This is a genomic window from Thioalkalivibrio sp. ALMg11, assembly GCF_000377905.1.
Lineage (GTDB): Bacteria > Pseudomonadota > Gammaproteobacteria > Ectothiorhodospirales > Ectothiorhodospiraceae > Thioalkalivibrio.
Window position 1 is genome coordinate 250838 of sequence record NZ_KB898871.1, and the last position, 26887, is coordinate 277724.

The following is a 26887-nucleotide window of genomic DNA, read 5'->3' on the forward strand; positions in this document are numbered from 1 at the left end:
GGATCCGCGCCTCCCAAAGTCTCTGGTACCTGTTCGTTCACCCGTTGATCCCGACCCGGGTCGGCTTCGGCGCGCACCGGTATTGGGGAACGCAACGTGCAGCAGACCACACAAGACTTCCTGTCCCGCCAGCGCAAGGTCTGGTTCTTCAATGTCCGCGGCGACCTGATCGCCGGGATCGTGGTCGCACTGGCCCTGATCCCCGAGGCGATCGCCTTCTCCATCATTGCCGGCGTCGATCCGAGCGTGGGCCTGTACGCCTCGTTCACCATGGCCGTGGTGATCGCCTTCGCCGGCGGGCGCCCCGGCATGATCTCGGCGGCAACCGGGGCGATGGCCCTGCTCACGGTCACGCTAGTGGCCGAGCACGGGCTGCAGTACCTGTTGGCGGCCACCATCCTGACCGGGATCATCCAGCTCCTGTTCTCGTGGGCCAAGCTCGCGCGCTACATGATGTTCATACCGCGCACCGTGCTGGTCGGCTTCGTCAACGCGCTGGCGATCCTGATCTTTCTCTCCCAGGTGCCGTATCTGGTCGATGGCGACACCACCATGTGGGCGCTGGTCGCGGCCGGCCTGATCATCCTCTACGGCCTGCCGATGATCCCGGGCTACCCGAAGCTCCTGCCGCCACCGCTGGTCGCGATCATCGCGCTAACCGCCGTCGTCTACTACATGGGCATGCCCACGCTGGAAGTCGGCGACATGGGCGACCTGCCCTCCGGCCTGCCGGTGTTCCTGTTCCCAGACATCCCGTGGAACCTGGAGACCCTGCAGATCATCTTCCCGACCGCCTTCGCGCTGGCGATCGTTGGTCTGCTGGAGTCGCTGCTGACGGCCTCGATCCTCGATGACCTGACCGACACCCCCTCCGGCAAGAACCGCGAGGCCCAGGGCCAGGGCATCGCCAACATCGTCACCGGCTTCTTCGGCGGCATGGCCGGCTGCGCGATGATTGGCCAGTCGGTCATCAACATCAAGTCCGGCGGTCTCGGTCGGCTGTCGACCCTGTCGGCCGGCCTGTTCCTGCTGTTCTTCATCCTGGTGCTGGGCGATCTGGTCTCGATCATCCCGATGGCCGCACTGGTCGCGGTGATGATCATGGTCTCCATCGCCACCTTTGATTGGGGCTCGCTGACCACGCTGCACAAGTTGCCGCGCACCGATGCCGTGGTGCTGATCGTGACCGTCGCGGTCACCGTGATCACCCACGACCTGTCGATGGGCGTGTTCGCCGGCGTGCTGCTCGCCGCGATCTTCTTCGCGCGCAAGATGGTCAAGGCGGTGGAAGTGAAGAGTGACCTGTCGGAGGACGGCAAGACCCGTATCTACACCGTTCGCGGCCAGCTCTTCTTCGTCGCCGTGGACAAGTTCATCGACAGCTTCGACTACCGCGAAGGCATCCATAACGTCGAGATCGACCTGACCCGCGCCTCGCTGTGGGACAGCTCGGCCGTGGCCGCGATCGACAAGGTGGTCGGCAAGTTCCGCCGTAACGGCATGGAGGTCGACGTGAAGGCCCCGCACGGCGAGAGCGGCGAACTCCACGACAAGCTCGCCCTGCACGACAAGGGCGCCGACCTGGGGCCGGGCGGGCACTAATCCCGCCGTTCGCCTTCGGCACCGTCATTGCGAGGAGCCGAAGGCGACGCGGCAACCTCCATCCGGAACCACCGGCTCCCGACTCGGCGCCAGCTTTGGGAGGTTGCCACGGCCCCTGCGGGGCCTCGCAATGACGGTGCCAGGGGCGGCGCCCGGGAGCCAGAGAAATTGGACCTCGTGCCCGAGCGTGGCAGGCTAGGCACATGATGAATCTGCGCCGGCCGGCACCCCCGACCGATCCCAGGGCCGAACGCGAGCGCATTCGGCGCGCCCTGATGTGGCCCATGCTCGGGGCCGGCATCCTGATCGCGATCCATGCGCTGCAGGAGCTGACCGGCGGTGACTGGTCACGCCTGGGCATCCTCCCGCGCGACGCGGTCGGGGTGCTGGGCATCATCACCTCGCCGCTGATCCACGGCTCCTGGGGCCACCTGCTGGCCAATGTCCCGACCCTCTGGGTGCTGGGCATGCTGACCCTCTACGGCTTTCCCCAGGCCACGCGCACGGCGGTGCCGCTGATCTGGCTGATGGGTGGACTGGGCGTGTGGCTGTTTGCCCGCGAGGGGCTGCACATCGGGGCGTCCGGCCTTACCCACGGTCTGATGTTCTTCGCGGTCGTGATCGGGATTCGCCGCCGCGATGCGCTGTCCATCGCGCTCGCCATCATCATCCTGTTCCTTTACGGAAGCATGCTGTGGGGCGTGTTCCCCAGTGGTCCCAAGGTGTCCTTCGAGGCACACCTGTTCGGCGCGGTGGTGGGCGCGGTCTGTGGCGGGTTCCTGTACCGGCGTGACCCGTTACCCCCGGCGCGCCGATCCTCCTGGGAGGACGACGACGAGACCGACCCGGAGACCCTGCGCAAGATCGAGCAGGGGCGGTTGGACGAGATCGAGCCAAGACAGCCGCCGGAGGAACCGGGGCGACGTGATTAGTCGGACACGTGTGTTGATGCGGTTCGCTACGCTCAGCGCATCCTACGATGATGCTTCCGGACCCGCAGATCGTAGGGTGCCGTGAGCGCAGCGAACCGCACCGCCCCCCTCTCACTGTCCGAAATACATCCGCACCCCCGCCATCAAGGTCAGACCCGGCGCTGGCTCGTAGTAGCGGCCGCCCGCCGCATTGATCCGGATGTTGTCGACATTGTCCGCATCCAGCAGGTTGTTGGCGGCGACGAAGGCCTCGGCACGGGTATCGCCCTGCTGCCAGAACCGGCCGGCGCGCAGGTTCAGCGTCGTCTGCGGCCCCACCTTCTCCGTGTTCGCGTTGTCCGCGTAACGCGACCCCACGTGCAGCGCGTCCACGGTCACGAACCAGGGGCCGTCGCGCCAGTCGGCCTCGACGAACAACTGCTCGCGCGGCAGCCCCGGCATCCGGTTGCCGTCGAAGTGCTGGCCCCCGGCATCCGCATACTCCCGAAACTGAAAGCGGTTCAGACTCAGCGCACTGCTCAAGGTCCAGGCCTCCGACGCCCGCCACTCGACACCAAGCTCCACCCCTTCACGCGCCGTACGTCCCGCATTCTCATAGAAATCGCGGAAATCTCCCTCGTCGTCCACGACGATCTCGTCTCGAACCCGCGTGGCATAGACCGAGGCCTCCCAGGAGAGCTGCGGATTCTCGCGCCGGATACCGACCTCGATACTGCGCGCCCGTTGTGGGTCGACCTCGGGATTAAAGCCGCCTCCGCCCTCCGGATTGGCAAACTCGGTGAAGGTCGGGGTCTCGAAGTTGGTCGCCACATTCACGTAGGCGCGATACTCCGGCCGAAAGTGCCAGATCAGCCCGGCCATGCCGCTGGTCTCGTCAAAGGTCCGCCGGCCCGATCGGTCCGTGACGTCATCACCGTCGTCGAACCGCTCGACGAAGTGATCGTCGATGGACATGCGAATACGATCGTGACGGGCGCCGGCCACCAGGTTCCAGTCCGACCCGAGTGCGGTATCGGTCTGCACGAACACACCGCGCGAGCGGGCCCGCTCACGCTGGTCAAGCGCCAGACGGTCGAACGATTCCGGAGCCCGGTCGGCACACTCGCCTTCGTCTGGATCGAAAACCAGCCCGACAGAACAACGGCGAGTGCGGTCATCGCGCTGTTCTTCCAGGTCGATGCCGGTTAGCACACGGGTCGCCCCAACGTCGCGCTCGTACTGGGCATTGACTCCAAAGAAATCGCGCTCGTAGGCGACGCGGGAATCACCGGGGAAGGGCAACTGCTGCGCATAATCGCGCTGGGTCCAGAATCCGCCCAGGCGCAGCTCGCCCCCGGCCAGCGGCTGCTCCCATTGCAGGCCGGTGGTCAGCTGCTCGGCGGACTGGGTACTGTCCAGCGCCGTGGCCAGCGGGGCCGCGGCACGCCGGTCCTCGCGCATCTCCTCGCGGGTCAGGCCGCCGGGGTCATCGGTGCGCGGCGCATCGAGGTAGCGCAGGTGAAAGTTGAGGGTGCCGGCTTCCAGTTCCGAGGCGGTGTGCAGGCGCAGATAGCGCTTCTCGGCGGTGGACTGTTCGCGGTAGCCGTCGATGGCGAAATCATGTGCGGTCAGGGAATAGCGATGGGTCCCGTGGTCCTGCTCCGCCACCGCTTCGGCGCGACGATAACCGTAGCTACCCATCAGCACGCCGCCGCCGAAGCCGCGCGGGTCACGCCCGTCGCGGGTGCGCGCAGCGATCACGCCGCCGGAGGCATTGCCGTACAACGCAGCGCTGGGCCCGCGCAGGACCTCGATGTCGCGCAGGTTCAGCAGATCGATCGCATCCACCTGCGACTGCCCGTCCGGCGTGGTTTCCGGGATCCCGTCCTGGAGGATGCGCAGCCCACGCACCCCGAACGGCGCACGCGAGCCGAAACCGCGGATCGACAGCCGCGCGTCCTGGGCGAAGTTGTAGCGGTTCTGGGCGAACAGACCCGGCACACGATTCAGTGCCTCGTCCAGTTGCAGGCCCTGACGCCCCTCGGTGGCCTGGCGCTCACCAACGCGACTGACCGCCGCCGGAAGATCCGCCAGCGGGGTCGCCAGCCGCGGCGCGGTCACTGTGATCTCCACCGGATCAAGCACCGGCGGATCGTCCTCCGCACTACTCGCTGCGGAGACGAGCAGAAGGGGCGGCAGTATCCAGCGACCCAGGCGGGGGATCGTCGACTCCGATGCTTGCAACGCCGCACCTCCTATCGTTCGCCCCCTGGATCTCCATTGGACCGGAAGCCGGCTCCTCTCCAAAGGACCCACCGCCTTACAGCGGGTTCCCTTCCCAGCCGTGTCTTTTCCGCAACGGTGTTGCCTTTTAACGCGATCTTCATCGCCGCTTAACCGGGGCGTCACCCGGCCTCCCCATGCTGGCGCCCTGTCGAGAGGCACCCGCGTCTCGCCAACCTTCAAGCGCAAATAGGGGAGAAATCCATGAATCGCAAGCACCTGCTGACCAGCCTGATCGCCGCTGGCCTGATCGTTCCGGCCCTGGCCACCGCCGACTGGACGCTGTACGGCCGCGCCCACCTGTCCGCCGACGTCCTCGACGACGGCGCCGACTACAACGAATTCAACGTCTCCAGCAATTCCAGCCGCCTGGGCTTCAAGGGCGAGCGCGAGTTTCGCGAACAACTGATCGGCATGTTCCAGATCGAACAACAGATCGATTTCGACACCAACGGCACGAACTTCGCCACCCGCGACACCTTTGTGGGTGTGAAGGGTTCCGACTGGGGCATGCTGCGGATCGGCAAGTTCGACACCCCGTTCAAGCGCGCCCGTGGCCCGGCCAACTTCTTCGGCGACCAGGTCGGCGACATGCGCAACCTGACTCGCTCACGCGACCAGACCGGACGGTTCGACGAGCGCTTCAACAACAGCATCCACTACCAGACCCCCAGCTTCGGCGGCCTGACCTGGAACATCCAGTACTCCAACGAGACCGGCGATGCCTCCACCGTGGACGGTGCGACCAACAAGGCCTACTCCACCTCGCTGAATCTCAACATGGGCGACCTGACCGGTGCCCTGGCCTACGAAAAACAGGAAGACGGCGCGATGGATCCGGATGCCTGGCGCCTGGCCGTTGGCTACCGCATCACGCCGGCCTTCCGCATGGGTGCCTTCTACCAGAACTCGGAAACCACCAATGGCGACGAAGCAGATGTGTACGGCCTGGGCGGGCAGTTCCGCCTGACATCGAACATGTACCTGAACGGCCACGCCTTCCAGCTGGATTCCGATCTGGACGATGCCAACGCCACCATGTATGCGCTTGGCCTCGAATACCGTGTCGACAGTGACCTGCGTTTCTACGGCAACGTCGCAATGGTCGACAACGACGCGAACTCCGCCTTGAGCCCCTGGAGTGCGGCCCGCAGTGCCGACCCCGACGACGCCAACCCCCTCGGCCAGACGGCCACGGCACTGTCGATCGGCATGCGCTACGACTTCTAACGCCGTAGCACGGACACTCCGGCGGCCAGGACCGCCGGGGGGAGTCCTCAATACCAGGCCCCGTCGGCTTACGCCCCGGCGGGGCCTTTTCGTTGGTGCCGAGCGTTCGCGGACGGCAGCGAGGTTAGTCGCGCAGGTGCTGGTTGACGAAGCGGGTGACGCGGGTCATGGCATCGCGTGAGGCGAGGTCGTCGGCGAAGGTGCGGTTGTTGCCGTTGCGGAAGTCGAAGCCACGGCCCACGCCCGGGTATTCGATCCAGAGCACCTCGCCGCCCCGGCTTTCGAGGCCGTCGGCGGCCATGCGCGCGGTGCGATGGCGCTGGTACTGCTCCTCGTCGCCGATCAGGATCATCATCGGGATCTCGAGCTGGTTGACCTCGTTGGCGTAGCGATACACCTGGTGCGGTTCGCCCAGATTCGGGTCCTGCAGGTGCGGGTAGTAGCCGGCCCAGCAGGCGACATCCTCGACCTGGCGCTCGAACGTGACGGCGACCTTGAGCGCCTTGTAGCCGCCACGGGTGATGGAAAGCAGGCAGGCGCGATTGCCAATGATGTCCTCGCGCTCCAGCAGCACGTCGAGGCCCTTGTTCAGGTCGCCTTCCAGTTCGTAGTCATGGTCCAGCGGGTGGCTCTCCATGAAGCGGCCGGTGTACAGGTCCGGTGCCAGCACGACGAAGCCGCGGGCCGCCAGGCGCTTCACATGCAGTTCGGCCAGATCGTCCAGGCCGCGCCGGCCATGGGTCCAGAGGATTGCGGGATAGTCCTCGCCGTCCGTCGGACGGGCGACCATCGCCGGAATGCCAATGCCATCGCGCTCGTATTCGATGCGTTCGATCGCGACGTCGTGGTTTTCGAGGTCGGCATACATCACGCCGTCCTCCCACCAGTCGTCATCCCACCACCAGTTGTCGGAACCGGTGGGTTCATCGGCCGTCAGCGCGGCCGAGATCAGGGCCGTGGCGGCCAGCAGACAGAAGGAACGCAGCACTGGAAACATCGGAAACCTCATCAAAATGGTGAGTCGGGGCGGGCAGATGCGCCCTTGGAAGACGGGCGGCCCGGTTACTTTCTTCCGAAGCCTAGTGCAATCCGGATCGTTCTGCCGCCCCGCATGTCTACTGGCCGCCAGGAAATCCCAGCTGGCGCCAGGCCTCGTAAACCACCACCGCAACGGCATTGGAGAGGTTGAGGCTGCGGCTGCCCTCGCGCATCGGGAGACGCAGGCGATGCTCCGGCGGCAGGGTCTCCAGGACCGACTCCGGCAGACCGCGCGTCTCCGGGCCGAACAACAAGGCATCGCCATCGCGGAAGATCGGGGCATCGTAGCGGGCCTGCCCGCGCGTGGTCATGGCGAAGACCCGGGCAGGCTGCACCGATTCCCGCCAATGGTCGAGGCTGTCATACTCTTGCACCCGGGCCAGCTCGTGATAGTCGAGCCCGGCGCGGCGCGCCCGCGCACTGTCCAGCTCGAAGCCGAGCGGATGGATCAGGTGCAGCGCCGCCCCGGTATTGGCCGCCAGACGAATGATATTGCCCGTGTTCGGCGGGATCTCCGGTTCATAGAGGACGATGTGAAGCATGAGTGATTCGCGCACCGATCCGCGGCTGGCCCTGGAATTCTGCGGCCTGCATTTGAACACGCCGCTGGTGCTGCTGTCCGGCTGTGTCGGCTTCGGCGAGGAGTACACCCGCGTGGCCGGCTTCTCCAACCGCGATGCGGGCGCGATCTGCCTGAAGGGCACGACCGGCCAGGCGCGGCTGGGCAACGCCCCGCACCGCGTCTACGAGACCCCGGACGGGATGCTGAACGCAATCGGCCTGCAGAACCCCGGGGTCGATCACGTGGTGGACCACACCCTGCCACAGCTCGATTTCGACGAGACGCGCTTCTTCGCCAACGTCTCGGGCTCCACCCTCGAGGAGTACATCGAGGTCACCCGCCGCTTCGACGACTCCCCGATCGACGCCATCGAGATCAACATCTCCTGCCCCAACGTGAAGGAAGGCGGCGTCGCCTTCGGGAACGATCCCGACATGTCCGCGCGGGTGGTCGAGGCCTGCCGCAAGGTCACCTCCAAGCCGCTGATCACCAAGCTCTCGCCCAACCAGACCGACATCGCCGAAAACGCCCGGCGCTGCATCGAGGCCGGCACCGACGCGTTTGCGGTGATCAACACCCTGATGGGCATGGCGGTGGACGTGGAGAACCGCCGCGCGGTCATCGGCAACAACCAGGGCGGGCTGTCCGGTCCGGCGATCAAGCCGATCGCGCTGCTGAAGGTGCAGCAGGTCTACCAGGTGGCCGCGCCGCACAACGTGCCGATCATCGGCCAGGGCGGCGTAATGAACGCCACCGACGCGCTGGAGTTCCTGATCGCCGGCGCCAGCACCGTGGGCGTCGGCACGGGCCTGTTCTACGACGCGCTGTGCCTGCCCAAGATCCTGCATGGCATTAGCGACTACATGGACCGCCACGGCTACACCCACGTGCGCGACCTGACCGGCACCCTGCAACTGAACGGCGCCGTCTCCGCCTGCGCCCCGCCCGCACCGCAGGACCCCACGACCTGAAAGGCCTGTTCACTAAAGAGCCTGTTGACCACGAAGCACACGAAGGCGCGAAGAAGGGCGAAGGTCAAAAACTTTTGCACCACAGAGTGCACAGAGGGCTCGGAGAAAGGCGCCAATTTTTCAGAGGGGTAGGATGCGTTGAGCCATGCGAAACGCATCGGGGCCGGGCCACCCCGTGTGGCCGATGCGATTCGCTACGCTCATCGGCATCCTACCCGTAACAAAACCATCCCTGGTTTTCTCCGTGTCCTCCGTGATCTCTGTGGTTAAATCGCCCTTGCCCTTCTTCGTGCCTTCGCGGTGAAAAAACCTACTCGTCGTCGAGGCCGAGCTCCTGGATCTTGCGGGTGAGGGTATTGCGGCCCCAGCCGAGCAAGGCGGCCGCCTGCTGGCGGTGGCCTCCGGTCGCGTTCAGGGCCTCGCGGATCACCGTGCGCTCCAGCTGTGGCAGGACCGAACCCAGCAGGTCGTGATCGCCACGCTGCCAGTGCTGGCGGGCGACCTGGGCGAGTTCGGCGGTCCAGTCCCGCGGGCCGGCAGCGACACGGACCGAAGCACTCCCCGGCTCAACACGGGTCTCGGTCGGCTGGTGCAGTTCGGCCGGCAGGTCGTCCAGGTGCACCTCGCGCCCGGAGGCCATCACGGTGAGCCAGCGGCAGGTGTTCTCCAGCTGACGGACGTTGCCCGGCCAGGGCAGACGTTGCAGCTCCGCGACCACCTCGGGGCGCATGGTCTTGGCCTCCACCCCGAGTTCCTGAGCGACCTCGGCCATGAAGTGCTGTACCAGCAACGGGATATCCTCCGGGCGCTCGCGCAGCGACGGCACGTGGATGCGGATCACGTTCAGGCGGTGGAACAGATCCTCGCGGAACAGCCCGGCGCGCACGCGTTCCTCCAGGTCCTGGTGGGTCGCGGCGATGATGCGCACATCCACCCGGATCGGGGTATGGCCGCCCACGCGGTAGAAGGTGCCGTCGGACAGCACGCGCAACAAGCGCGTCTGCAGATCGAACGGCATATCACCGATCTCGTCGAGGAACAGGGTGCCGCCGTCGGCCTGCTCGAAGCGGCCCTTGCGGCTCTGGTTCGCCCCGGTGAACGCGCCGCGTTCGTGACCGAACAGCTCGCTCTCCAGCAGGTCCTTGGGGATGGCGGCGGTGTTCAGGGCGATCAGCGGCTGGTCGGCGCGCGGGCTGTGCTGGTGCAGGGCGCGCGCGACCAGCTCCTTCCCGGTGCCGGATTCGCCATTGATCAGCACGGTAATGTTGCTGCGCGAGAGCCGCCCGATAGCACGGAACATCTCCTGCATCGCCGGGGCCTCGCCGATGATCGGGGTCTCCTCGATCCCGGGGCCGGCGGGGCCGTTCTCCTGCCCGGCACGGCGTGCCTCCAGCGCGCGCTGCACCAGGGCCACGGCCTCGTCCACGTCGAATGGCTTGGGCAGGTACTCGAAGGCCCCGGTCTGGTAGGCACCCACCGCACTCTCCAGATCGGAGAAGGCGGTCATGATGATGATCGGCGGCGGATCCGGGCGGGTCTGCATGCGGGCGAGGAAATCCAGCCCGTTCAAGCCCGGCATGCGGATGTCGGCGACGATGGTGTCCGGCACCGGATCCCGCTCGAGCGCCGCCCAGGCAGCGTCCGCGGACTCGAAGCCGCGCACGGCGATCGCGTGACGCTGGAGGGCGCGTTCCAGCACCCAGCGAATCGAGTCGTCGTCGTCAATGATCCAGACGATGGGTTCCATCAGCGCGTCTCCTCCCGGCCCTGGGGGGAATCAATCGGAAGCAGGATGTCGAATGAGGTCGCCCCTGGGCGTGAATGGCATTCGATCAAGCCGTCATGCAGCTGGATCAGACTCTGGGCAATCGGCAGCCCCAGCCCGGTGCCCTCGGCGCGCCCGGTCACCATCGGGAAAAAGATGCGTTCGCGAATCTCCTCCGGGATGCCGGGGCCGTTGTCGCGCACGCTCAGTTTGGCCACCAGCCGGTGGCGTTTCCCGGAGATCGTGTACTGGCGCAGGATCCGCGAGCTCAGGGTGATCTGGCCCCCGTCTTCCAGCGCATGCACCGCGTTCTGCACCAGGTTGAGGATGGCCTGCACCAGCATGTCGCGATCCGCCTGCACGTCGGGAATACTGGGGTCGTAGTCGCCGCGGATTTTCAGCCCCAGCGGCAGTTGCACGCTGACCAGGCCCCGGACGTGCTCCAGGACCTCGTGCAGATTGACGGCCTCGCGCCGGGGCATGTTGTTCGGCCCCAGCATGCGGTCCACCAGGCTGCGCAGACGGTCGGCCTCGCGGATGATGATCTGGGTGTATTCCTTGAGGCCCGAGTCGTCCAGCTCGCTGGCGAGCAACTGCGCCGCGCCGCGCAGCCCGCCCAGCGGATTCTTGATCTCGTGGGCGAGCCCGCGCGTCACCGCGCGAGTGATCGCCTGCTGCTTCTGCAACTGCTCCTCGCGGCTGATGCGCTCGTGGCGGTCGATGGCGTTCAGTTCGAACAGCAACTGGCCCGGCCGCTCGCCGGCCGCGTGCAGTGGCGTGATGATCACGTCGGCCAGGAAGCTGTCGGCTCGCAGGGGCTCCATCTGACGGGCACGCAGCGTGATCGGCTGATCCAGAGTCAGCGCCGAACGCAGGCGGTTGGCCAGATTCCGGTCCAGCTTGAGCCATTGCCCCAGTCCGTGACCGACGATGCGTTCGCGGCTCAGCCCGAGCAGGACCTCGGCCGCACTGTTCAGGCTCAGCAGGCGCAGGTTCGCATCGGTCACCAGCACGGCCGTGGAGAGGTCGTCCCACCAGGGCGGGGTAGCCAGACCGGGATTGGCAGGGGGCGTAGTCATCGAAAGGCCTCAAGCAGGAATCGCGCCAAGCGAAAATCGCCGGGCGGGGCGCTGAAGCCGGGGACTGCGTCACACAATAAGCCTGGCCGCCGACACCCTTGAAACCGAAACGCCCTGGATTGGTGCAATAATAGCACCAATCCAGGGCGTCAACCGCACCACCTCGGTGCGCGATACGAGTGCCGTCGTCAATTCGGGCCAGGCGTCACAGGCTGCGGCGCCCGGGGCGCCTGCGGTGCCTGCGGCGCACCGCCCGACGGAAACTGCTGGGGCCGCTGCTGCTGTTGCTGGCTACGCGGGATGGCCATGCGCAGCACGTTGAACTCGATGGTGTCGCTGGTGCCCAGCTCCTGACCCGATTCGTCCACGACCCGCGCCTGCAGGGTGTAGGCACCGCGGTTCAGGCCCTGGAAGGTCGCGCTTGTCGAGGGGCCCTCGCCGGCGGCCTCCCCGTCCAGCAGCCAGACCACGCGATGGCCGGCGTCGGCATCCAGCGCCGGTTCAAGCTCGAGCTCGGCGGTCACGTTGCCGTCGTTCGCCCGCACGCCCTCGCCGTCCTCCGGCCGCGCGATGGCGACCCGCTGATAGGCACCCTCCGCCTCCGGCTGGCCGCGGGGGCGCACCGGACGTTCGAGGATCTCGCGCGCGCCCTCCAGCGGCACGCCCCGCATTGGCTCGCGCACATCGACCGACTCGCTACGGCTCCCCTCGGGGGGCCGGTCGCCGAAGTGGACGTTGCCTTGATCGTCGGTCCAGCGATAGACGTCGGCACTCAGGAGCGCAGGGGCGAGAAGGGCGGCCAGGGGCAGCGCCAGCCAAACAGCGATTCGGAACATGGGCTTTCCTCCTTGGAAGGCACGGATCCACGACCCCGCCTCGTTGTGTTTGCGAACGACCGGACCAGGCACCCCGCACGTCATGCGGGCCGGCTGGGTCATCAAGCCGCGGCGCGAACCCAGACACCCTGCAAGCGAGCCGCTTCTGCCTGAAGGGCCGCCAGCCGTTCACGCTCGGCGCGCCCATCGGCCCCGGCCTCCAGTGCGGCGAGCCAGTCGTCCAGCGCGGCCAGGCGCAGCAGGGTCGGCGCCGCCCCTCGCTCGATGGCGGTCAACGGCCGCCGCCCGTTATATCCGGACAGCAACGCCCGGTAGCCCTCGGCATCCGGCCGCCCCGCGCCATCCACGGCGACCGCCAGGGCGAGCCGTGCGACCTGCCAGAAGGCCGGCACCGGCGCGGGCGGGACGGCCAGGTCGGCCAGGCCGGCGCCCTCCGGATAGATGCGGACCGTCTGCCAGACACTTCCCGCCAGCGGCAGGTCCTCGAAACGGTAAAGCCCCTGATGGTGCAGCTCGGCATCCAGGATCGCCCGCGATGCGCCATCCAGCGAAGACGTGATTGTGTCCGCACGCTCGCGCATGCTCTGCTGCAGCACGCCGCGTCGGTAGCCGTCTCCAGCGGGAAGGGCACCGGCCGTGTGGCGGCCCTGCCAGTCGGCCGCGCGCTCGCCCAGGGCCTCCAGGCTGCCAGGCCCTTCGGCCGCGACCGTGCCCTGAATGGCCTGGCCACGCTCGATCACCAGGACCACCTGCCCGGCGGCATCCTCGGCACCCCGGCCGATCACGCGGCCACAGCCAGCAGGGACCTCGGCGAGGGCCTGCTCCAGAGCCGGCGCCGCGGCGGCCGGCAGGCGCAGGCACTGCACCGGCCGGCCGTCGAGTTCCGGCCCCTCGGGACCGGCTGTCAGTGTCAGGCCGGCAAGCTCGCCGCAGCCCTGAATTTCGGATTCATTCATTACCATCGGAAAATCACCCAGGACGGGGGTACAAAGTCGGGATCCAGCTCGTTGCGGCGACCATCCAGCGTGCCATCGCCGGTGGTATCAATCAGGTAGTAGGTCGGACCGACCGCAGGCGTGACCTCGACCATCACCAGCTGGCCACCCATGCGGTATTCGCGCCGCGTCTCGCCATCGCGCTCGATAATGATGATGTCGGCTTCTTCCAGGGAGCGCTGCTCGCGGGCGCGCTCGTCCAGCACCGGAGGCGACGGGTCGGCAGCCTCGTCCAGTTCCGGCGGCGGCGGGGCATCCCCCCACTCGCGGTCTTCCTGCGCCAGCGCCAAACCGGGCACCAGCAGCAGGGCCGCCAGCAGCGACAGGGGCAGGCTCAGGCGGATCGGGGTCATCATCACAGCTCCATCAGTCGTTTCTTTTCTTCCCCGGACGGCTCGAAGCTGCGCGTCTCGTAGTGCTCGAAGATCGCGCTCACCACGTCCTCCGGCGAATCTACCAACGAGTATAGCTGCAGGTCCTCCTGGTCGATGGTGCCCTGTTCCACCAGGGTATCCTGGAACCAGTCGAGCAGCCCCTTCCAGAACTCGCTGCCCACGAGGACCACGGGAATACGTCGAGTCTTGCCGGTCTGCACCAGCGTCAGGATCTCCGCCAGCTCGTCCAGCGTGCCAAAGCCGCCCGGCAGGACCACGTAGGCGGATGCATACTTCACGAACATCACCTTGCGCGAAAAGAAGTGGCGAAAGCCGAGCCCGATGTCCTGATAGGGATTGGCACTTTGCTCGTGGGGCAGCTGGATGTTCAGGCCGATGCTGGGCGAGTGCCCGGCGAAGGCCCCCTTGTTGGCCGCCTCCATGATGCCCGGTCCGCCGCCGCTGACGACGGCAAAACCGGCATCCGAGAGCTGCCGCGCGGTGGTCTCGCCCAGTTGGTAATAGCGATGCTCCGGGGGAAAGCGGGCGGAGCCGAAGATGCTCACCGACGGCTTGATGTGCGCCAGGCGCTCGAAGCCCTCCACGAACTCCCCCATGATCTGGAAGATCTTCCAGCTCTCGCGGGTCAGGGCAGAGTCATCAATCGGGCGCAGGCCCGGGTGTTCGGCACGTTCACGGTTGTTCATGCGGCGGGTTCCTCGGATGGAGACTCAAGCGTAACGGGCGCCCCGCGTCCATACAAACGTGTCCATACAAATGGCCCGCACGAATGGGCGCCCCACGACCAGCCCTGTAGAATAGCGCGCGTTCCCTGTCCGGATTCCGCCTGCATGTCGCAACCGCCCCTCGTCCTGGTCGACGGCTCGTCCTATCTGTTCCGCGCGTTCCACGCCCTGCCGCCACTGACCGCGCCAGATGGCGCCCCGACCGGCGCGATGATTGGCGTGGCCAACATGCTGCGCAAGCTGCGCGCGGACTACCGGCCGGAGCACATGGCGGTGGTGTTCGACGCCAAGGGCAAGACCTTCCGCGACGACATCTACCCGGAATACAAGGCCACCCGCCCCCCGATGCCGGACGAGCTGGCGGCCCAGATCGAACCCCTGCACGAGCTGGTCCGGGCGATGGGCCTGCCGCTGCTGTGCGTCGGGGGTGTAGAGGCCGACGACGTGATCGCCACCCTGGCCGACCAGGCGGCGCGCGCCGGCCACGCGGTGGTGATCTCCACTGGCGACAAGGACCTCGCCCAGCTGGTGGATGATCGCATCACGCTGGTCAACACCATGAGCGGCGTCACACTGGACCCGGACGGCGTGCAGGAGAAGTTCGGCGTGGCCCCGGAACAGATCGTCGACTATCTCGCGCTAATGGGCGACAGCGTCGACAACATCCCGGGCGTCGACAAGGTCGGCCCGAAGACCGCAGCCAAGTGGATCGCAAAGTACGGCGACCTCGACAGCATTCTGGAGCAGGCGGACGACCTCGGCGGCAAGATCGGCGAGAACCTGCGTGCGGCGGCCGATCGGCTCCCCACCTCACGCGAACTGATCACCGTCAAACGCGATGTCCCGCTGGAAGTCGGCCCCGACGACCTCGCGATCCAGGAGCCGGACCATGACCGCCTGCTGGAGATGGTGCGCCGCTATGGCTTCACCCGCTGGCGCGCGGAACTGGAAGAAGGGGGCAACAGCGAGGCCGCCGGGGACAACCCCGGGTCAGCGCAGGCGAAGGGAGACTACCAGACCGTTCGCGAAGAGGCCGATTTTGCCCGTCTGCTGGAGCGCCTGGAACAAGCCAAGCGCGTCGCCTTCGACACCGAGACCACCAGCCTGGACGCGATGCGCGCCGAACTGGTGGGCATGTCGTTCGCGTTCGAGCCAGGGACGGCGTACTACCTGCCGCTCGCCCATACCGGGCCGGATGCTGATCCGCAGTTGCCGTTCGACGTGACGCTGGAGCGCCTGAAGCCCTGGCTGGAATCGGCGGACCACGGCAAGCTGGGCCATCACCTGAAGTACGACCGCAACGTGCTGGGCAATCACGGCATCACCCTGCGCGGGATCCAGGACGACACCCTGCTCGAATCCTTCTGCCTGGACGCCGGCGCCAACCGCCACGACCTGGACTCCCTGGCCGAACGCCACCTGGACTACAAGACCACGCACTATGAGGACGTGGCGGGCAAGGGCGCGAAGCAGATCCCGTTCGCGGAGGTGGATATCGGCATCGCCACCGATTACGCCGGCGAGGATGCCGACATCTGCCTGCAACTGGATGCGGTGTTCCAGCCGCGCCTGAAGGAAGCGGAAGGCCCGGCCTTCGTCTACCGCGAGATCGAGATGCCGCTGATCCCGGTGCTGGCGGATATCGAGCGCGCGGGCGTGAAGGTCGACCCGGACCAGCTCGGCGCGCAGAGCCAGGCGCTGCTGACCGAGATGGAGCGCATCGAGCGCGAGGCCTTCGAGGAGGCCGGGGGCGAGTTCAACCTGGGCTCACCCAAGCAGATCCAGGAGATCCTGTTCGAGCGCCTGGGCCTGCCGGTGCTGCGGCGCACGCCCAAGGGCCAGCCCTCCACCGCCGAGGACGTGCTGGAGCAGATGGCGGGCGACTACGCCTTGCCCCGCCTGATCCTGGAGCACCGCGGGCTGTCCAAGCTGCGCAGCACCTATACCGAGACCCTGCCCCGGCGCATCCACCCCGAAACCGGGCGGGTGCATACCTCCTATCACCAGTCGGGTGCGGCCACCGGGCGCCTGTCGTCGTCGGAGCCGAATCTACAGAACATCCCGGTGCGCACCGAGGCCGGGCGGCGCATCCGCCAAGCGTTCATCGCCGCAGCAGGCCACCAGCTACTGGCGGCCGACTACTCGCAGATCGAGCTGCGCATCATGGCCCACCTGTCGCAGGACGCAGGCCTGCTGCGCGCCTTCGCCGAGGGCCAGGACATCCACCGTACCACCGCCGCCGAGGTCTTCGGCCTGGAGCCAGCAAAGGTTTCGGGCGATCAGCGCCGGGCGGCCAAGGCGATCAACTTCGGTCTGATTTACGGCATGTCCGCCTGGGGTCTGGCGCGCAACCTCGGCATCGAGCAGGGCGAGGCGCGCGAGTACATCGACCGCTATTTCAAGCGCTACCCCGGCGTGCACGACTACATGGAGAAGGCGCGCGCCAGCGGGCGCGAGAACGGCTATGTGGAGACCCTGTTCGGCCGCCGCCTGTACCTGCCGGAGATCAACAGCCGCAACGGGGCCCGGCGCCAGCAGTCCGAGCGCGTCGCGATCAACGCCCCGATGCAGGGTACGGCCGCCGATATCATCAAGCGCGCGATGGTGCGGGTCGCGAACGACCTGGCCGAGTCGCAGATCGATGCCCGCATGATCATGCAGGTGCACGATGAACTGGTATTCGAAGTCGCCGACGACGCAATGGATGCGTTGACCGACCTCGTGCGCAAGGCGATGAGCGGCGCCGCCGATCTCGACGTCGAGCTGGTGGTGGATATCGGCGTCGGCGCCAACTGGGACGACGCGCACTAAATGGCCGGCTCGCGCGCCCGACGCTTCAACCGGATCGCCGCCTGGCTGGTAGCGGCCCTGCTACTGGCAGTCGCCTGGGTGCTAGCCGAACAGTATCTGGATACCGGCGGTTCGGGCGACGTCACGATCCTCCAGCCGGGCGAGTGCGATCTGAACGCCGGCCCCTGCACTGCCACCCATCCGGCGGGCGGCACGCTCACCCTGGAGATCACCCCGCGCCCGGTGCCGATGCTGCAACCTCTGAGCCTGACCCTGGATCTGGATGCGACCGCGCGGACCCGCCTGGGCGACCCGGAGGCCCTGGAACTGGACCTGGCCGGGGTGGAGATGTACATGGGTTTTCAGCGCCCACGACTGGAGCACGCCGGCGACGGGCGCTACACCGGCGAGACCACCCTGCCCATCTGCACCACCGAATCCATGACCTGGGCGGCGACCGTCATGCCCGCGGGCGATCCGGACGGTGCACGGGTCCAGTTTCGCTTCGTCACCCGCCGTGACCCTGACTGAGGAACCGCCATGCAGCGCATACCGCTGAGCAACCTGCTGTGGGGTCTGGCCGTACTGGCGGCCGGGGCCCTGCTGGTATTCGTGATGCTGCGCCCGGCACCGCCCCCGCTGCCCCAGGGCGCGGACCACGAGCGCCTGCCGGTAGCCGAGGGGATCGCCGGCGGCCCGATCGAGCTCCCTCTATCGACCGAGGGTGATGCGTTCCGGCTCGCGGATCTGGAGGGGCAATACGTGTGGCTTTATTTCGGCTACACCGCCTGCCCGGATGCCTGCCCGACCAGTCTGGGCTGGATCAGCGCCGCACTGGATCGTCTGCCGGAGAACCTGGAGGATCACGTTGCCGCCGTACTGGTGAGCGTCGACCCCGAACGCGATGATGCGGAACGCCTGGAGACCTATGTCGGCCACTTCCACCCGGCCATCCAGGCCGCGACGGGTTCGCACGAGGAGTTACGACCGATCACCGAACGCTACGGGGTATTCTACGAACGCACCGAGATCGACTCGGCCATGGGGTATGTGGTGGATCACAGCTCGTCCACCTACCTGATCGGGCCCGAAGGCGAACTACTGGAGATCCACCCGCACGGCACATCGGCAAGCGAGCTGATGGCCACCCTGCAGGCGCGAATCGAGGCCGGCGAGGGCCGCGAATAAGTTCGCCCCTTCCGCGCCGGACGCTTGTGTGAGCCTGGGGCAATCGATTCTGTGAACAAATTCGCAATCGAGACGGATCCGGCCGGAACTTTGCCCGGACGACGCTTTCTCACTTCATAAGCGCTCTAGCCCAGCGCGGCCCGCTTCTCTCCCTGAGCGGGCAATAGGCCTCTCCACCCCCTGTAGAGGCCGAAATTAGCCCCGGTCCCACCCCAAGGCCGGGGCTTCTTTTTGTCCAGACCTCTTGGCCCAACGACTGACACCCGGACCCATGCCCGCGGGTCAGTCGGACTCGTGGTCGACCAGCCAGTCGCCGAGCAGGCCGCGCAAATCGTCCACGCCCTGGTTTTTCAGGGAGGAAAAGGTCTGCAGCGTCGCCTCAACGCCCATCACCTCGAGCTCGCCATGGGCCTTGCGCAGCTGCTGGTCGGCCTCCTGGCGCGAGAGTTTGTCCGCCTTGGTCAACAGGCAGTGCAGGCGGCAGCGCTCCAGCGGGACCCATTCCAGCAACTGGCGATCCAGGTCCGTCAGCGGGCGGCGGATATCCATGATCAGCACCAGCCCGATCAGGTTTTGGCGCGTCCGCAGATACCCTCCCAGCAACTGGTCCCACTCGGCCCGCTTGCCGGCCGAGACCTTGGCAAAGCCGTAACCCGGCAGGTCCACCAGCCGCCAGTGCTCTGCCGGCGGCAGGCTGAACAGATTGATCTCCTGAGTGCGCCCCGGCGTGCGCCCGACCCGCGCCAGCGCCTTGCGCCCGCACAGGGCATTCAGGGCGCTCGACTTGCCGGCATTGGAGCGGCCAGCAAAGGCGATCTCGACGCCGGCATCCTCGGGGAGCTGGGATAGCTGAGCCACCCCGCGCATGAAGGCGGTCTCGCGGAATCGGGGTTGCATGAGGGAATACAGTCCTTGGCCGAGTGCGGGGCTCGGTTTATTTTTGAGTACAAATTAGCATTGTGCTATAAACTGCGCCCCTTATGTTGATCGCCCTGCCATGGGGCACAAGGAACGGGTCGCGACCCGGCACGCATTTACAAGCAGGAGATTCTCCATCATGAACCACAAGCTTTCCGCTCTCTTTGCTGCCCTGTCCGTATCCCTGCTGCTCCCGCTGTCGGCGGCCCAGGCGGGCGATCCTCAGCGCGGCCAGGAACTCTCCCAGTCCTGCGCGGCTTGCCACCAGGCTGACGGCAACAGCGTCAACCCGGAATGGCCCAAGCTCGCCGGCCAGCACCCGAAGTACACCACCAAGCAGCTGGAAGACTACAAGTCCGGCCGCCGTGAAAACGCGCTGATGGCCGGCCAGGTTGCCAACCTGGACGAACAGGACATGCGTGACCTGGCCGCCTACTTCGCCGAGCAGAACATCAGCAGCGGCACCGCCGACGAAGCCGTCGTCGAGCGCGGCGAACAGATCTACCGCGGCGGCATCCCGTCGCAGAATGTCGCCGCCTGCATCGCCTGCCACGGCCCGAACGGCAACGGCAACCCGGAAGCCATGTTCCCGGCCGTCGCCGGCCAGCACGCGCAGTACAACGCCGATCAGATGCGCCAGTTCCGCAGTGGCGACCGCGCCAACGACAACGGCCGCATGATGCGCAACGTCGCGCGCAACATGTCGGATTCCGACATCGAGGCCGTATCCCAGTACATGGCCGGCCTGCAGACCGGTAACTGATCCGGTCCGCAGTTGCGCCGCGCAGGATCGGCGGCGAAGCGACCCAGGGAAGGGGCGGCCTCGGCCGCCCCTTTTTTTTGGGCGCAAGAAAAACACCCTTTGCGGGAATGCCTTCGTAGCCGCTTGCGTCATGGTGGGGCACGACCGAACTCATCGGCACGCCATCGGTCCACCCAGTGCTCGCGGAACGCCCGTGCAGTTTGTCTTGGAAATTGAACCCCCTCGGGTTGCTTCGCATAGTCGCCAGGGTTAAAGCAGGTTTCAAAATGTCGAATATCGATCAGGCCGCAGACGCCGGCCCGTCCCCCGCATCTCGCCAGAAAGCCGCCCGCAAGCCGCGGCGTAGCCGCATCCTTGTGGATTTCATGGGCTCGATGACCCTCGCGATCACCTTGTTGGTGGCGCTCGCGATTGCGTCGGTCATCGGCACTGTCCTGGTACAGAACGAACCCTATACCGAGTACCTGATGGACTACGGTCCGTTCTGGCACGAGATCTTTGCCGGAATGGGGCTGTACCAGGTCTATTCGGCCACCTGGTTCCTCCTGGTCGTCGCCTTCCTGGTGATCTCCACGTCATTCTGCGTCTACCGCCAGACCCCTGGATTGATCAAGGATCTGCGCCGCTACAACACACAGGTCAAGGAAAAGTCGCTGCGCTCGTTCAATGCCAGCGCCGAGGCGGACCTGGATCAACCGCAGGATGAATTCCTGCAGCATGCCCACCGCGTACTCAAGGCCCAGGGGTTCCGGGCCCGCGAGAAGAGCACCGACGGCCAGACCGTCATTGCGGCAATGCGCGGCCGCTGGAATCGCCTGGGCTATCTGCTGACCCACGTTGGCATTGTCGTGATCTGTGTCGGCGCCCTGGCCGACGGCACGACCCTGCTCAAGATCAACGAGTGGCTGGGGAACCTGGAGATCGAGACCCGCAGCGTGCCGATCTCCGAGGTCCCGCGCTCGGCCTGGATCCCGGACTGGAACCCATCCTTCCGCGGTTCGGTGGAGATCCCCGAGGGCGCCTCGGCCAACGTGGTCTTCCTGCCGATGCGGGACGGCTATTTCGTCCAGGAACTGCCGTTCCGCATCGAATTGGAGGAGTTCCGCATTGAGCGCTTCTCCACCGGCGCCGAGAGTTCCTACGAATCGGACCTGATCATCCATGATCCGGACCGCGACGAACCGCTACGGCATACGATCTCGGTCAACTATCCGTTGATCTACAACGGCTACGCCATCTTCCAGGCCAGTTTTGCCGACGGCGGCACCCGACTGGACATCGACGCCATCCCGCTGGGTGCCGAGGCGCTGCAAGAGCTCGAAGTCCCCGGCCGCGTATTCCAGGAGGTGGACATCCCGACCCCGGATGGCGATACCCGCACCATCGAATTCATCAATTTCCAGCTGGAGAACGTGGTCCCGCTCCTGGATGAAGACGGCGTGCGTGAAAACCGGCATATGGGCCCGAGCTTCGACTTCCGCCTGATGGATCGGACCGGCCATGGCCTGTACTACCGCAACTACCAGCGCCCGGCCCTGCAGGAAGGGGCGATGTATTTCCTGAGCGGCGTGCGCGAGAGCCCCGCCGACGAGTTCCATTACCTGTTCCTGCCGGCCGACGCCGACAACTCGCTGGAACGTTTCCGCACCTATCTGGCCATGCTGCACAACCCGGAGGTGCGTAACGAGATCGCCCGCCAGGTGGCCCGTGACGACGACACTGTCGAGGGGTCGCAGAACCAGGCGATTGCGCAAACCGCGGCCGAACTGATGGGCCTGTTTGCCCAGGGTGGCTACATGGCCGTGCACAACGAGATCGAAAGCCGCGTACCGGCAGAACGCATCGAGGAAGTACGCGACCTGATGGTCCGCATCCTTCACGCCGGCCTCCAGGGGCTTTACATGGAGGTCCTGCAGGACGAGGGTGTGGTCTCGATCCAGGAAGAGGAGCAGCGCTTCCTGGAGGACACGATCTCGGCGATCAACGCGATCAGCCTGTATCAGTCGCCGTTCTTCTTCCACCTGAAGGATTTCGAGCACCGCGAGGCCTCGGGCCTGCAGATTGCCCGGGCACCAGGCCAGAGCACGGTGTACGTTGGCAGCACCATGCTGATCATCGGGATCTTCCTGCTGTTCTACGTGTCCTATCAGCGCCTGTGGATCATGGCGCGGCGGCGCGAGGATGGCGAAGGCACCCACGTGGTGTTGGCCGGCACCAGCAACCGCCATCAAGTGGAATTCGAGGAACATTTCGCGCATCTTAAGCGCTGGATCATCGATCAGAAGCCAGTCGGCAACGCCGATGACAGCACCCGTGAATCAAACAACAAGAACGACTAGAAGTTAAACAGTCGGAGGAGCGATCCATGTCAGTACCCCACGAGGCCCTGGATTTCGAACGGCCCGGCATCTTCCGGCGCATTCAGCTGCGCGACTGGGCGTATATCGCCCTGACCATCGCGGTCGGCGTAATTGCCTTCTGGCAGTACGGCCACATGATGGACCGCTACGACACCGGCGGCCTGATCCTGGCCGTGGGTCTCAGCGCCTGGATGGGCTGGTTCTGGCGCCCATGGCAGGCCTTCTCGATCATCGTGGGCGTACTCGCACTGTTCGGGATCTGGTTATACGCCGATGATCTCGCCCGCGGCAGCACCAACTTCTGGCTGAACTACGTCGGTTCCGGTCAGGCCGGTGTCATGTGGATGAGCGTCTTCCTGTACCTGTCCACAGTCGCCTACGTCACGGGCCTGTTCAGCCGCTCCGACTTCCCCACCCGCGTCGGCGGGGCTTTTGCCTGGATCGGCGCCGGCGCCGGCTTGATGGCCCTGCTGGTGCGCTGGCGCGAGATCTACCTGACCGACCCGACCTGGGGCTACATCCCGGTGGCCAACCTCTACGAGGTGTTCATCCTGCTGGCCGCCATGACCACCCTGATGTACCTGTACTACGAGAGCCGCACCGGCCAGCGCACCATGGGTGCGTTCGTGATGCTGGTTATCGCCGCGTCGGTCACCTTCCTGCTGTGGTACATGTTCAGCCGCGGCGCGCAGGAGATCGAACCCCTGGTCCCGGCGCTTAACAGCTGGTGGATGAAGATCCACGTGCCCACCAACTTCGTTGGTTACGGCGGCTTTGCCATCGCCGCCATGCTGGGCGTGGCCTACCTGATCAAGCACCGTCTGGAACGGACCCGCCCGGACGCCGCCATCACCCAGCGCATTCCCAGCAAGGAAGCGCTGGATAGCGTGATGTACAAGGCCATCGCAATCGGCTTCGCCTTCTTCACCATCGCCACCGTGCTCGGCGCGATGTGGGCCGCCGAGGCCTGGGGCGGCTACTGGACCTGGGATCCGAAGGAGACCTGGAGCCTGATCCTGTGGCTGACCTACGCGGCCTGGCTGCACATGCGCTTTACCAAGGGCTGGCGCGGTCCGGTCATGGCCTGGTGGGCGATCATCGGCCTGTTCGTCACCACCTTCACCTTCCTGGGCGTGAACATGTTCCTGTCCGGCCTCCACTCCTACGGAGAACTGTAATGAAGCGTCGTGAATTCATGGGCGCGCTGGGCGGTGCCGGGCTACTGTTGGCCACGGGCTCCAGCCTCGCCGCCGAATACCGCGAGGGCCAGCATTACCAGGCCATCCAGCCGCCGCTCGATACCGGCCTGGAAGAAGGCAAGATCCAGGTGGTCGAGATCTTCTGGTACGGCTGTCCGCACTGCTACGCCTTCGAGCCCAAGGTCCAGGCATGGAAGCCTGGCCTGGCCGACGACGTGCAGTTCGAATACCTCCCGGCGCCGATGAACGACGTCTGGGCGCTGCACGCCCGGGTGTACTACACCGCCGAGAAGCTGGGCGTGCTGGACGACGTCCATCAGGCGTTCTACGACGCGATCCACGACCAGGGCCGCCAGTTGCGCTCCGAGAGCGCGATCCTGCGCTTTATCAACCAGCGCGGGCTGGACGCCGACGAGTTCCGCGAAACCATGCGCTCCGAGGCGATTCGCCGACGGATCGTCGAGGCCACCGAGACGGTGCAGGACTACGGCGTGAGTGGCGTGCCTACCCTGGTCATCAATGGCGAGGCCATCGTCTCCGCCAGCATGGCCGGCGGGCACGACGAAATGCTGGAGGTTGCCGACTACCTGATCGAACGTGCCCGCGGCTAACGCGGGCCCAGTCCGGCGGGTTCGGCCATGAGCGATCCGACCACCGCCCAGCGTCTGGTCGAGTGCCTCGAGCAAGAGGGCGTTGAACGCATCTTCGGCCTCCCCGGCGAGGAGAACATGGCAGTTCTCGACGCCCTGGCCGATTCCCCCATCGAGTTCGTCACCACGCGCCACGAGCAGGGCGCGGCCTTCATGGCCGACGTCCACGGCCGGCTGTCCGGCAAGGCGGGCGTTTGTCTGGCGACCCTGGGGCCCGGTGCCACCAACCTGATCACCGGCGTCGCCGACGCCAACATGGATCACGCCCCCCTGGTCGCGATTGCCGGCCAGGCCAGCACCCATCGGCTGCACAAGGAATCGCACCAGGTCCTCGACCTCAAGGGCCTGTTCCAGCCGATCACCAAGTACAGCTCACAGGTGCTGGAGCCCGAGATCCTGCCCGAGGTGATCCGCAAGGCCTTCAAGTGGGCCGAAGGCGGCAAGCCCGGTGCCAGCTTCATCGAGCTGCCGGAGAACATCGCCGCTCTGCCGTGCCCGAATCCGCCCCTGCCGGTGCATGCCGGCCCGGCCGCCGTGCCGGCCGAAGCCTCCCTGGAGGCGGCTGCGCGCCTGCTGAACGAGGCCCGGCACCCGCTGATCCTGGCCGGGAACGGCGTGATCCGTTCCGGCGCCAGCGGCGCCCTGGCCATGCTCGCCAGCGCCCTGAACATTCCGGTCGCCAACACCTTCATGGCCAAGGGCGTACTGCCGTTCCGCCATCCACTGGCACTGGGTTCGGTCGGCCTGCAAAGCCAGGACTTCGTGAACTTCGGCTTCCACAAGGCCGATGTGATCGTCTGCATCGGCTACGACCTGGTCGAATACCCGCCCAGCTTCTGGCACCCTGATGGCGACCGCACGCTGATCCATATCGACTCTGCGCCGGCCGAGATCGACGGTCACTACAATGTGACCGCCGAGGTCCTGGGCGATCTTACGACCTGCCTGCACCGCCTGGCGGAACAGGTCAGTCCGCGCGACGAGACGATCCTGCGCCCGCTACGTCAGCGCCTGATCGACGACATGAACGAGCACCGCGACGACACCCAGGTGCCGCTCAAGCCGCAAAAGCTGATCTGGGACCTGCGCACCGCCGCCGACCTCGACGCGATCATGATCACCGATGTGGGTGCGCACAAGCTCTGGATGGCGCGTATGTTCCGCTGCGAGCTGCCCAACACCTGCCTGATCTCCAATGGCTTTGCCAGCATGGGGATCGCGCTCCCGGGCGCCATTGCCGCCGCAAAGCTCCATCCCGAACGCCAGGTGGTCGCGGTCACCGGCGATGCCGGCTTCCTGATGAACGTGCAGGAACTGGAAACCGCCGTGCGCCTGGGCCTCAACTTCGTCGTCCTGATCTGGAACGACAACGCCTACGGCCTGATCGAGTGGAAGCAGGTACGCGAATATGGCCGCAAGGCCTTCGTCGAGTTCGGCAATCCGGACTTCGTGCAGCTGGCGCAGTCGTTCGGGGCGCACGGCGTGCGCATCGAACCCGGCGACAGCCTGGAGATGGCGCTGCGCGAGGCCCTGGTAACACCCGGCGTAACAATCATCGACTGCCCGGTCGACTACAGCGAGAACATGAAGCTGACGGAACGTTTGGGCGAGCTGGTTTGTCCATTCTGACAACGCGGACTTCCCCGCCAGCAGGAGACGACCCGCGATGACCTCAATCGCGAACGGCCACGATCGTGCCGTGCGCACCGGGCCCGAGGACGTGGAGCAACCGGAAGCCCCCACCCCGGCAAGGCTGTCGTATCAACGTGAGCCCGACAGCCAGCGCCTGCGTCTTTTGAGCTTCAACGCCCAGGTCGGCATCCATTCCTCCCGGCTGCATCACTACCTGACCAACAGCTGGAAACACGTGCTCCCCTATGGCGGGCGCATGGACAACCTTGATCGGGTGGCGCGCTTCATCTCCGAGTTCGACATCGTCGGCGTGCAGGAGCTGGACGGGGGCAGCCTGCGCAGCAACTTCGTCGATCTTGCGTCCTATCTTTCCGAACGGGCGCATTTCCCGTACACCTATAACCGCATTAACCGCGATCTAGGCCAGTTCGCCAAGCACTCCATCGCCCTGTTCTCGCGCCTGGAGCCCGACCGGGTCGAGATGCACCGCCTGCCCGGCGCACTGCCCGGGCGCGGCGCCATCGAGGCGCGTTACGCGATGGGCGACGGCGAAGAGCTGGTGCTGTTCTTGCTGCACCTGGCGCTGGGTAAGCGGACCCGGAAATCGCAACTGGCCTACGTGGCCGAGCGCATCCACGACCTGCCACATGCCATCGTGATGGGCGACCTCAACTGCCAGCAGGACAGCGAAGAACTGCGGCAGCTGGTCGCGCGCACCGGATTGATGGAGCCCATGGCCTGCCCCGCGACCTATCCCGCCTGGGACCCACGCCTGGTCTTTGACCACATCCTGCTGACCCCCAACCTGCACGTGAGCGACGTGCGCGTCTACAACGTGGCGCTCTCCGACCACCTGCCGGTCGGGATCGAAATCGAACTGCCGCAGCGCCAGGCCCTGCACGATCCGCAGCACTGACCCCTGGGGAACGCTGATTACTGGCCGCAGGCGGTAGCATCCGCGGCGGTTCCACGGTTAAATAGTCCCACTTTCCTTA

At 66.2% G+C, this 26887-nt stretch carries 23 protein-coding genes; 13 read left to right on the plus strand and 10 right to left on the minus strand.

Annotation, left to right across the window (positions count from 1 at the left end; genetic code table 11):
* Positions 1 to 96: 96 nt before the first annotated feature.
* Together D578_RS0101245 and D578_RS0101250 are read left to right on the plus strand one after the other, a co-directional pair.
* Complete coding sequence (locus D578_RS0101245) at positions 97 to 1602, plus strand: SulP family inorganic anion transporter (RefSeq protein ID WP_018948199.1); 1506 nt, start codon at positions 97 to 99, stop codon at positions 1600 to 1602.
* Positions 1603 to 1805: 203 nt separating this feature from the next.
* Positions 1806 to 2534, plus strand: a complete 729-nt coding sequence (locus D578_RS0101250) for a rhomboid family intramembrane serine protease (protein ID WP_018948200.1) — start codon at positions 1806 to 1808, stop codon at positions 2532 to 2534.
* A gap of 111 nt (positions 2535 to 2645) precedes the next feature.
* On the opposite strand, the gene D578_RS0101255 is transcribed toward D578_RS0101250, so the two are convergent.
* Entirely contained in the window at positions 2646 to 4757 is a 2112-nt protein-coding gene (locus tag D578_RS0101255; protein ID WP_026289110.1) for a TonB-dependent receptor domain-containing protein, read from the minus strand.
* Between the two features lie 243 nt (positions 4758 to 5000).
* Here D578_RS0101255 and D578_RS0101260 point away from each other — a divergent pair, with 243 nt between their 5' ends.
* A complete protein-coding gene (locus D578_RS0101260) occupies positions 5001 to 6026 on the plus strand; it encodes a porin (RefSeq protein ID WP_018948202.1) in 1026 nt (341 codons plus the stop codon).
* Between the two features lie 124 nt (positions 6027 to 6150).
* Here the strand turns inward: D578_RS0101260 and D578_RS0101265 are convergent, their stop codons facing one another.
* Together D578_RS0101265 and D578_RS0101270 are read right to left on the minus strand one after the other, a co-directional pair.
* Positions 6151 to 7023 (minus strand): dienelactone hydrolase family protein, encoded by an 873-nt coding sequence (locus D578_RS0101265; protein ID WP_018948203.1) that lies wholly within the window; start codon positions 7021 to 7023, stop codon positions 6151 to 6153.
* A 118-nt stretch (positions 7024 to 7141) separates the two neighbouring features.
* Complete coding sequence (locus D578_RS0101270) at positions 7142 to 7606, minus strand: tRNA (cytidine(34)-2'-O)-methyltransferase (RefSeq protein WP_018948204.1); 465 nt, start codon at positions 7604 to 7606, stop codon at positions 7142 to 7144.
* On the opposite strand from D578_RS0101270, the gene D578_RS0101275 reads away from it, so the two are divergent.
* Complete coding sequence (locus D578_RS0101275) at positions 7605 to 8597, plus strand: dihydroorotate dehydrogenase (RefSeq protein WP_018168885.1); 993 nt, start codon at positions 7605 to 7607, stop codon at positions 8595 to 8597. The genes D578_RS0101270 and D578_RS0101275 overlap by 2 nt on opposite strands.
* Positions 8598 to 8907: 310 nt before the next feature.
* On the opposite strand, the gene ntrC is transcribed toward D578_RS0101275, so the two are convergent.
* From ntrC to D578_RS0101305, 6 genes are all read right to left on the minus strand, one after another.
* Entirely contained in the window at positions 8908 to 10344 is a 1437-nt protein-coding gene (gene ntrC / locus D578_RS0101280) for a nitrogen regulation protein NR(I) (protein ID WP_018948205.1), read from the minus strand.
* Positions 10344 to 11441, minus strand: a complete 1098-nt coding sequence (gene glnL / locus D578_RS0101285; RefSeq protein ID WP_018948206.1) for a nitrogen regulation protein NR(II) — start codon at positions 11439 to 11441, stop codon at positions 10344 to 10346. Before glnL ends, ntrC begins: the two co-directional genes overlap by 1 nt.
* 188 nt (positions 11442 to 11629) lie before the next feature.
* Positions 11630 to 12277 (minus strand): DUF4124 domain-containing protein, encoded by a 648-nt coding sequence (locus tag D578_RS0101290; protein WP_018948207.1) that lies wholly within the window; start codon positions 12275 to 12277, stop codon positions 11630 to 11632.
* A 101-nt stretch (positions 12278 to 12378) separates the two neighbouring features.
* A complete protein-coding gene (locus D578_RS0101295) occupies positions 12379 to 13233 on the minus strand; it encodes a hypothetical protein (protein WP_018948208.1) in 855 nt (284 codons plus the stop codon).
* Positions 13233 to 13628, minus strand: a complete 396-nt coding sequence (locus tag D578_RS0101300) for a DUF2782 domain-containing protein (protein WP_018948209.1) — start codon at positions 13626 to 13628, stop codon at positions 13233 to 13235. Before D578_RS0101300 ends, D578_RS0101295 begins: the two co-directional genes overlap by 1 nt.
* Positions 13628 to 14353: a TIGR00730 family Rossman fold protein gene (locus D578_RS0101305; RefSeq protein ID WP_018937441.1), complete on the minus strand. Its 726-nt coding sequence runs from the start codon at positions 14351 to 14353 to the stop codon at positions 13628 to 13630. Before D578_RS0101305 ends, D578_RS0101300 begins: the two co-directional genes overlap by 1 nt.
* A 144-nt stretch (positions 14354 to 14497) precedes the next feature.
* Here D578_RS0101305 and polA point away from each other — a divergent pair, with 144 nt between their 5' ends.
* From polA to D578_RS0101320, 3 genes are read left to right on the plus strand one after another with little or no spacing between them, the layout of a single operon-like run.
* Positions 14498 to 17203 carry a DNA polymerase I gene (gene polA, locus D578_RS0101310; protein ID WP_018948210.1) on the plus strand — a complete coding sequence of 902 codons (2706 nt, stop codon included), beginning with the start codon at positions 14498 to 14500 and terminating at the stop codon, positions 17201 to 17203.
* On the plus strand, positions 17204 to 17713 hold the full coding sequence (locus D578_RS0101315; protein WP_018948211.1) for a hypothetical protein: 510 nt from the start codon (positions 17204 to 17206) through the stop codon (positions 17711 to 17713).
* Positions 17714 to 17722: 9 nt separating this feature from the next.
* A complete protein-coding gene (locus D578_RS0101320; protein ID WP_018948212.1) occupies positions 17723 to 18370 on the plus strand; it encodes an SCO family protein in 648 nt (215 codons plus the stop codon).
* Positions 18371 to 18652: 282 nt separating this feature from the next.
* Here D578_RS0101320 and yihA read toward each other — a convergent pair whose 3' ends face one another.
* Positions 18653 to 19267: a ribosome biogenesis GTP-binding protein YihA/YsxC gene (gene yihA / locus D578_RS0101325; protein ID WP_018948213.1), complete on the minus strand. Its 615-nt coding sequence runs from the start codon at positions 19265 to 19267 to the stop codon at positions 18653 to 18655.
* A gap of 160 nt (positions 19268 to 19427) precedes the next feature.
* Here yihA and D578_RS0101330 point away from each other — a divergent pair, with 160 nt between their 5' ends.
* From D578_RS0101330 to D578_RS0101355, 6 genes are all read left to right on the plus strand, one after another.
* A complete protein-coding gene (locus D578_RS0101330) occupies positions 19428 to 20051 on the plus strand; it encodes a cytochrome c (protein ID WP_018948214.1) in 624 nt (207 codons plus the stop codon).
* Positions 20052 to 20317: 266 nt separating this feature from the next.
* Positions 20318 to 22390: a cytochrome c biogenesis protein ResB gene (locus D578_RS0101335; RefSeq protein WP_018948215.1), complete on the plus strand. Its 2073-nt coding sequence runs from the start codon at positions 20318 to 20320 to the stop codon at positions 22388 to 22390.
* A gap of 26 nt (positions 22391 to 22416) precedes the next feature.
* Positions 22417 to 23589, plus strand: coding sequence for a c-type cytochrome biogenesis protein CcsB (ccsB, locus tag D578_RS0101340; RefSeq protein ID WP_018948216.1), 1173 nt, complete (start codon positions 22417 to 22419; stop codon positions 23587 to 23589).
* Positions 23589 to 24221 carry a thiol:disulfide interchange protein DsbA/DsbL gene (locus D578_RS0101345; protein ID WP_018948217.1) on the plus strand — a complete coding sequence of 211 codons (633 nt, stop codon included), beginning with the start codon at positions 23589 to 23591 and terminating at the stop codon, positions 24219 to 24221. Before ccsB ends, D578_RS0101345 begins: the two co-directional genes overlap by 1 nt.
* 27 nt (positions 24222 to 24248) lie before the next feature.
* Positions 24249 to 25889, plus strand: a complete 1641-nt coding sequence (locus D578_RS0101350) for an acetolactate synthase large subunit (RefSeq protein WP_018948218.1) — start codon at positions 24249 to 24251, stop codon at positions 25887 to 25889.
* A 37-nt stretch (positions 25890 to 25926) separates the two neighbouring features.
* Complete coding sequence (locus D578_RS0101355) at positions 25927 to 26808, plus strand: endonuclease/exonuclease/phosphatase family protein (protein WP_018948219.1); 882 nt, start codon at positions 25927 to 25929, stop codon at positions 26806 to 26808.
* Positions 26809 to 26887 lie beyond the last annotated feature (79 nt).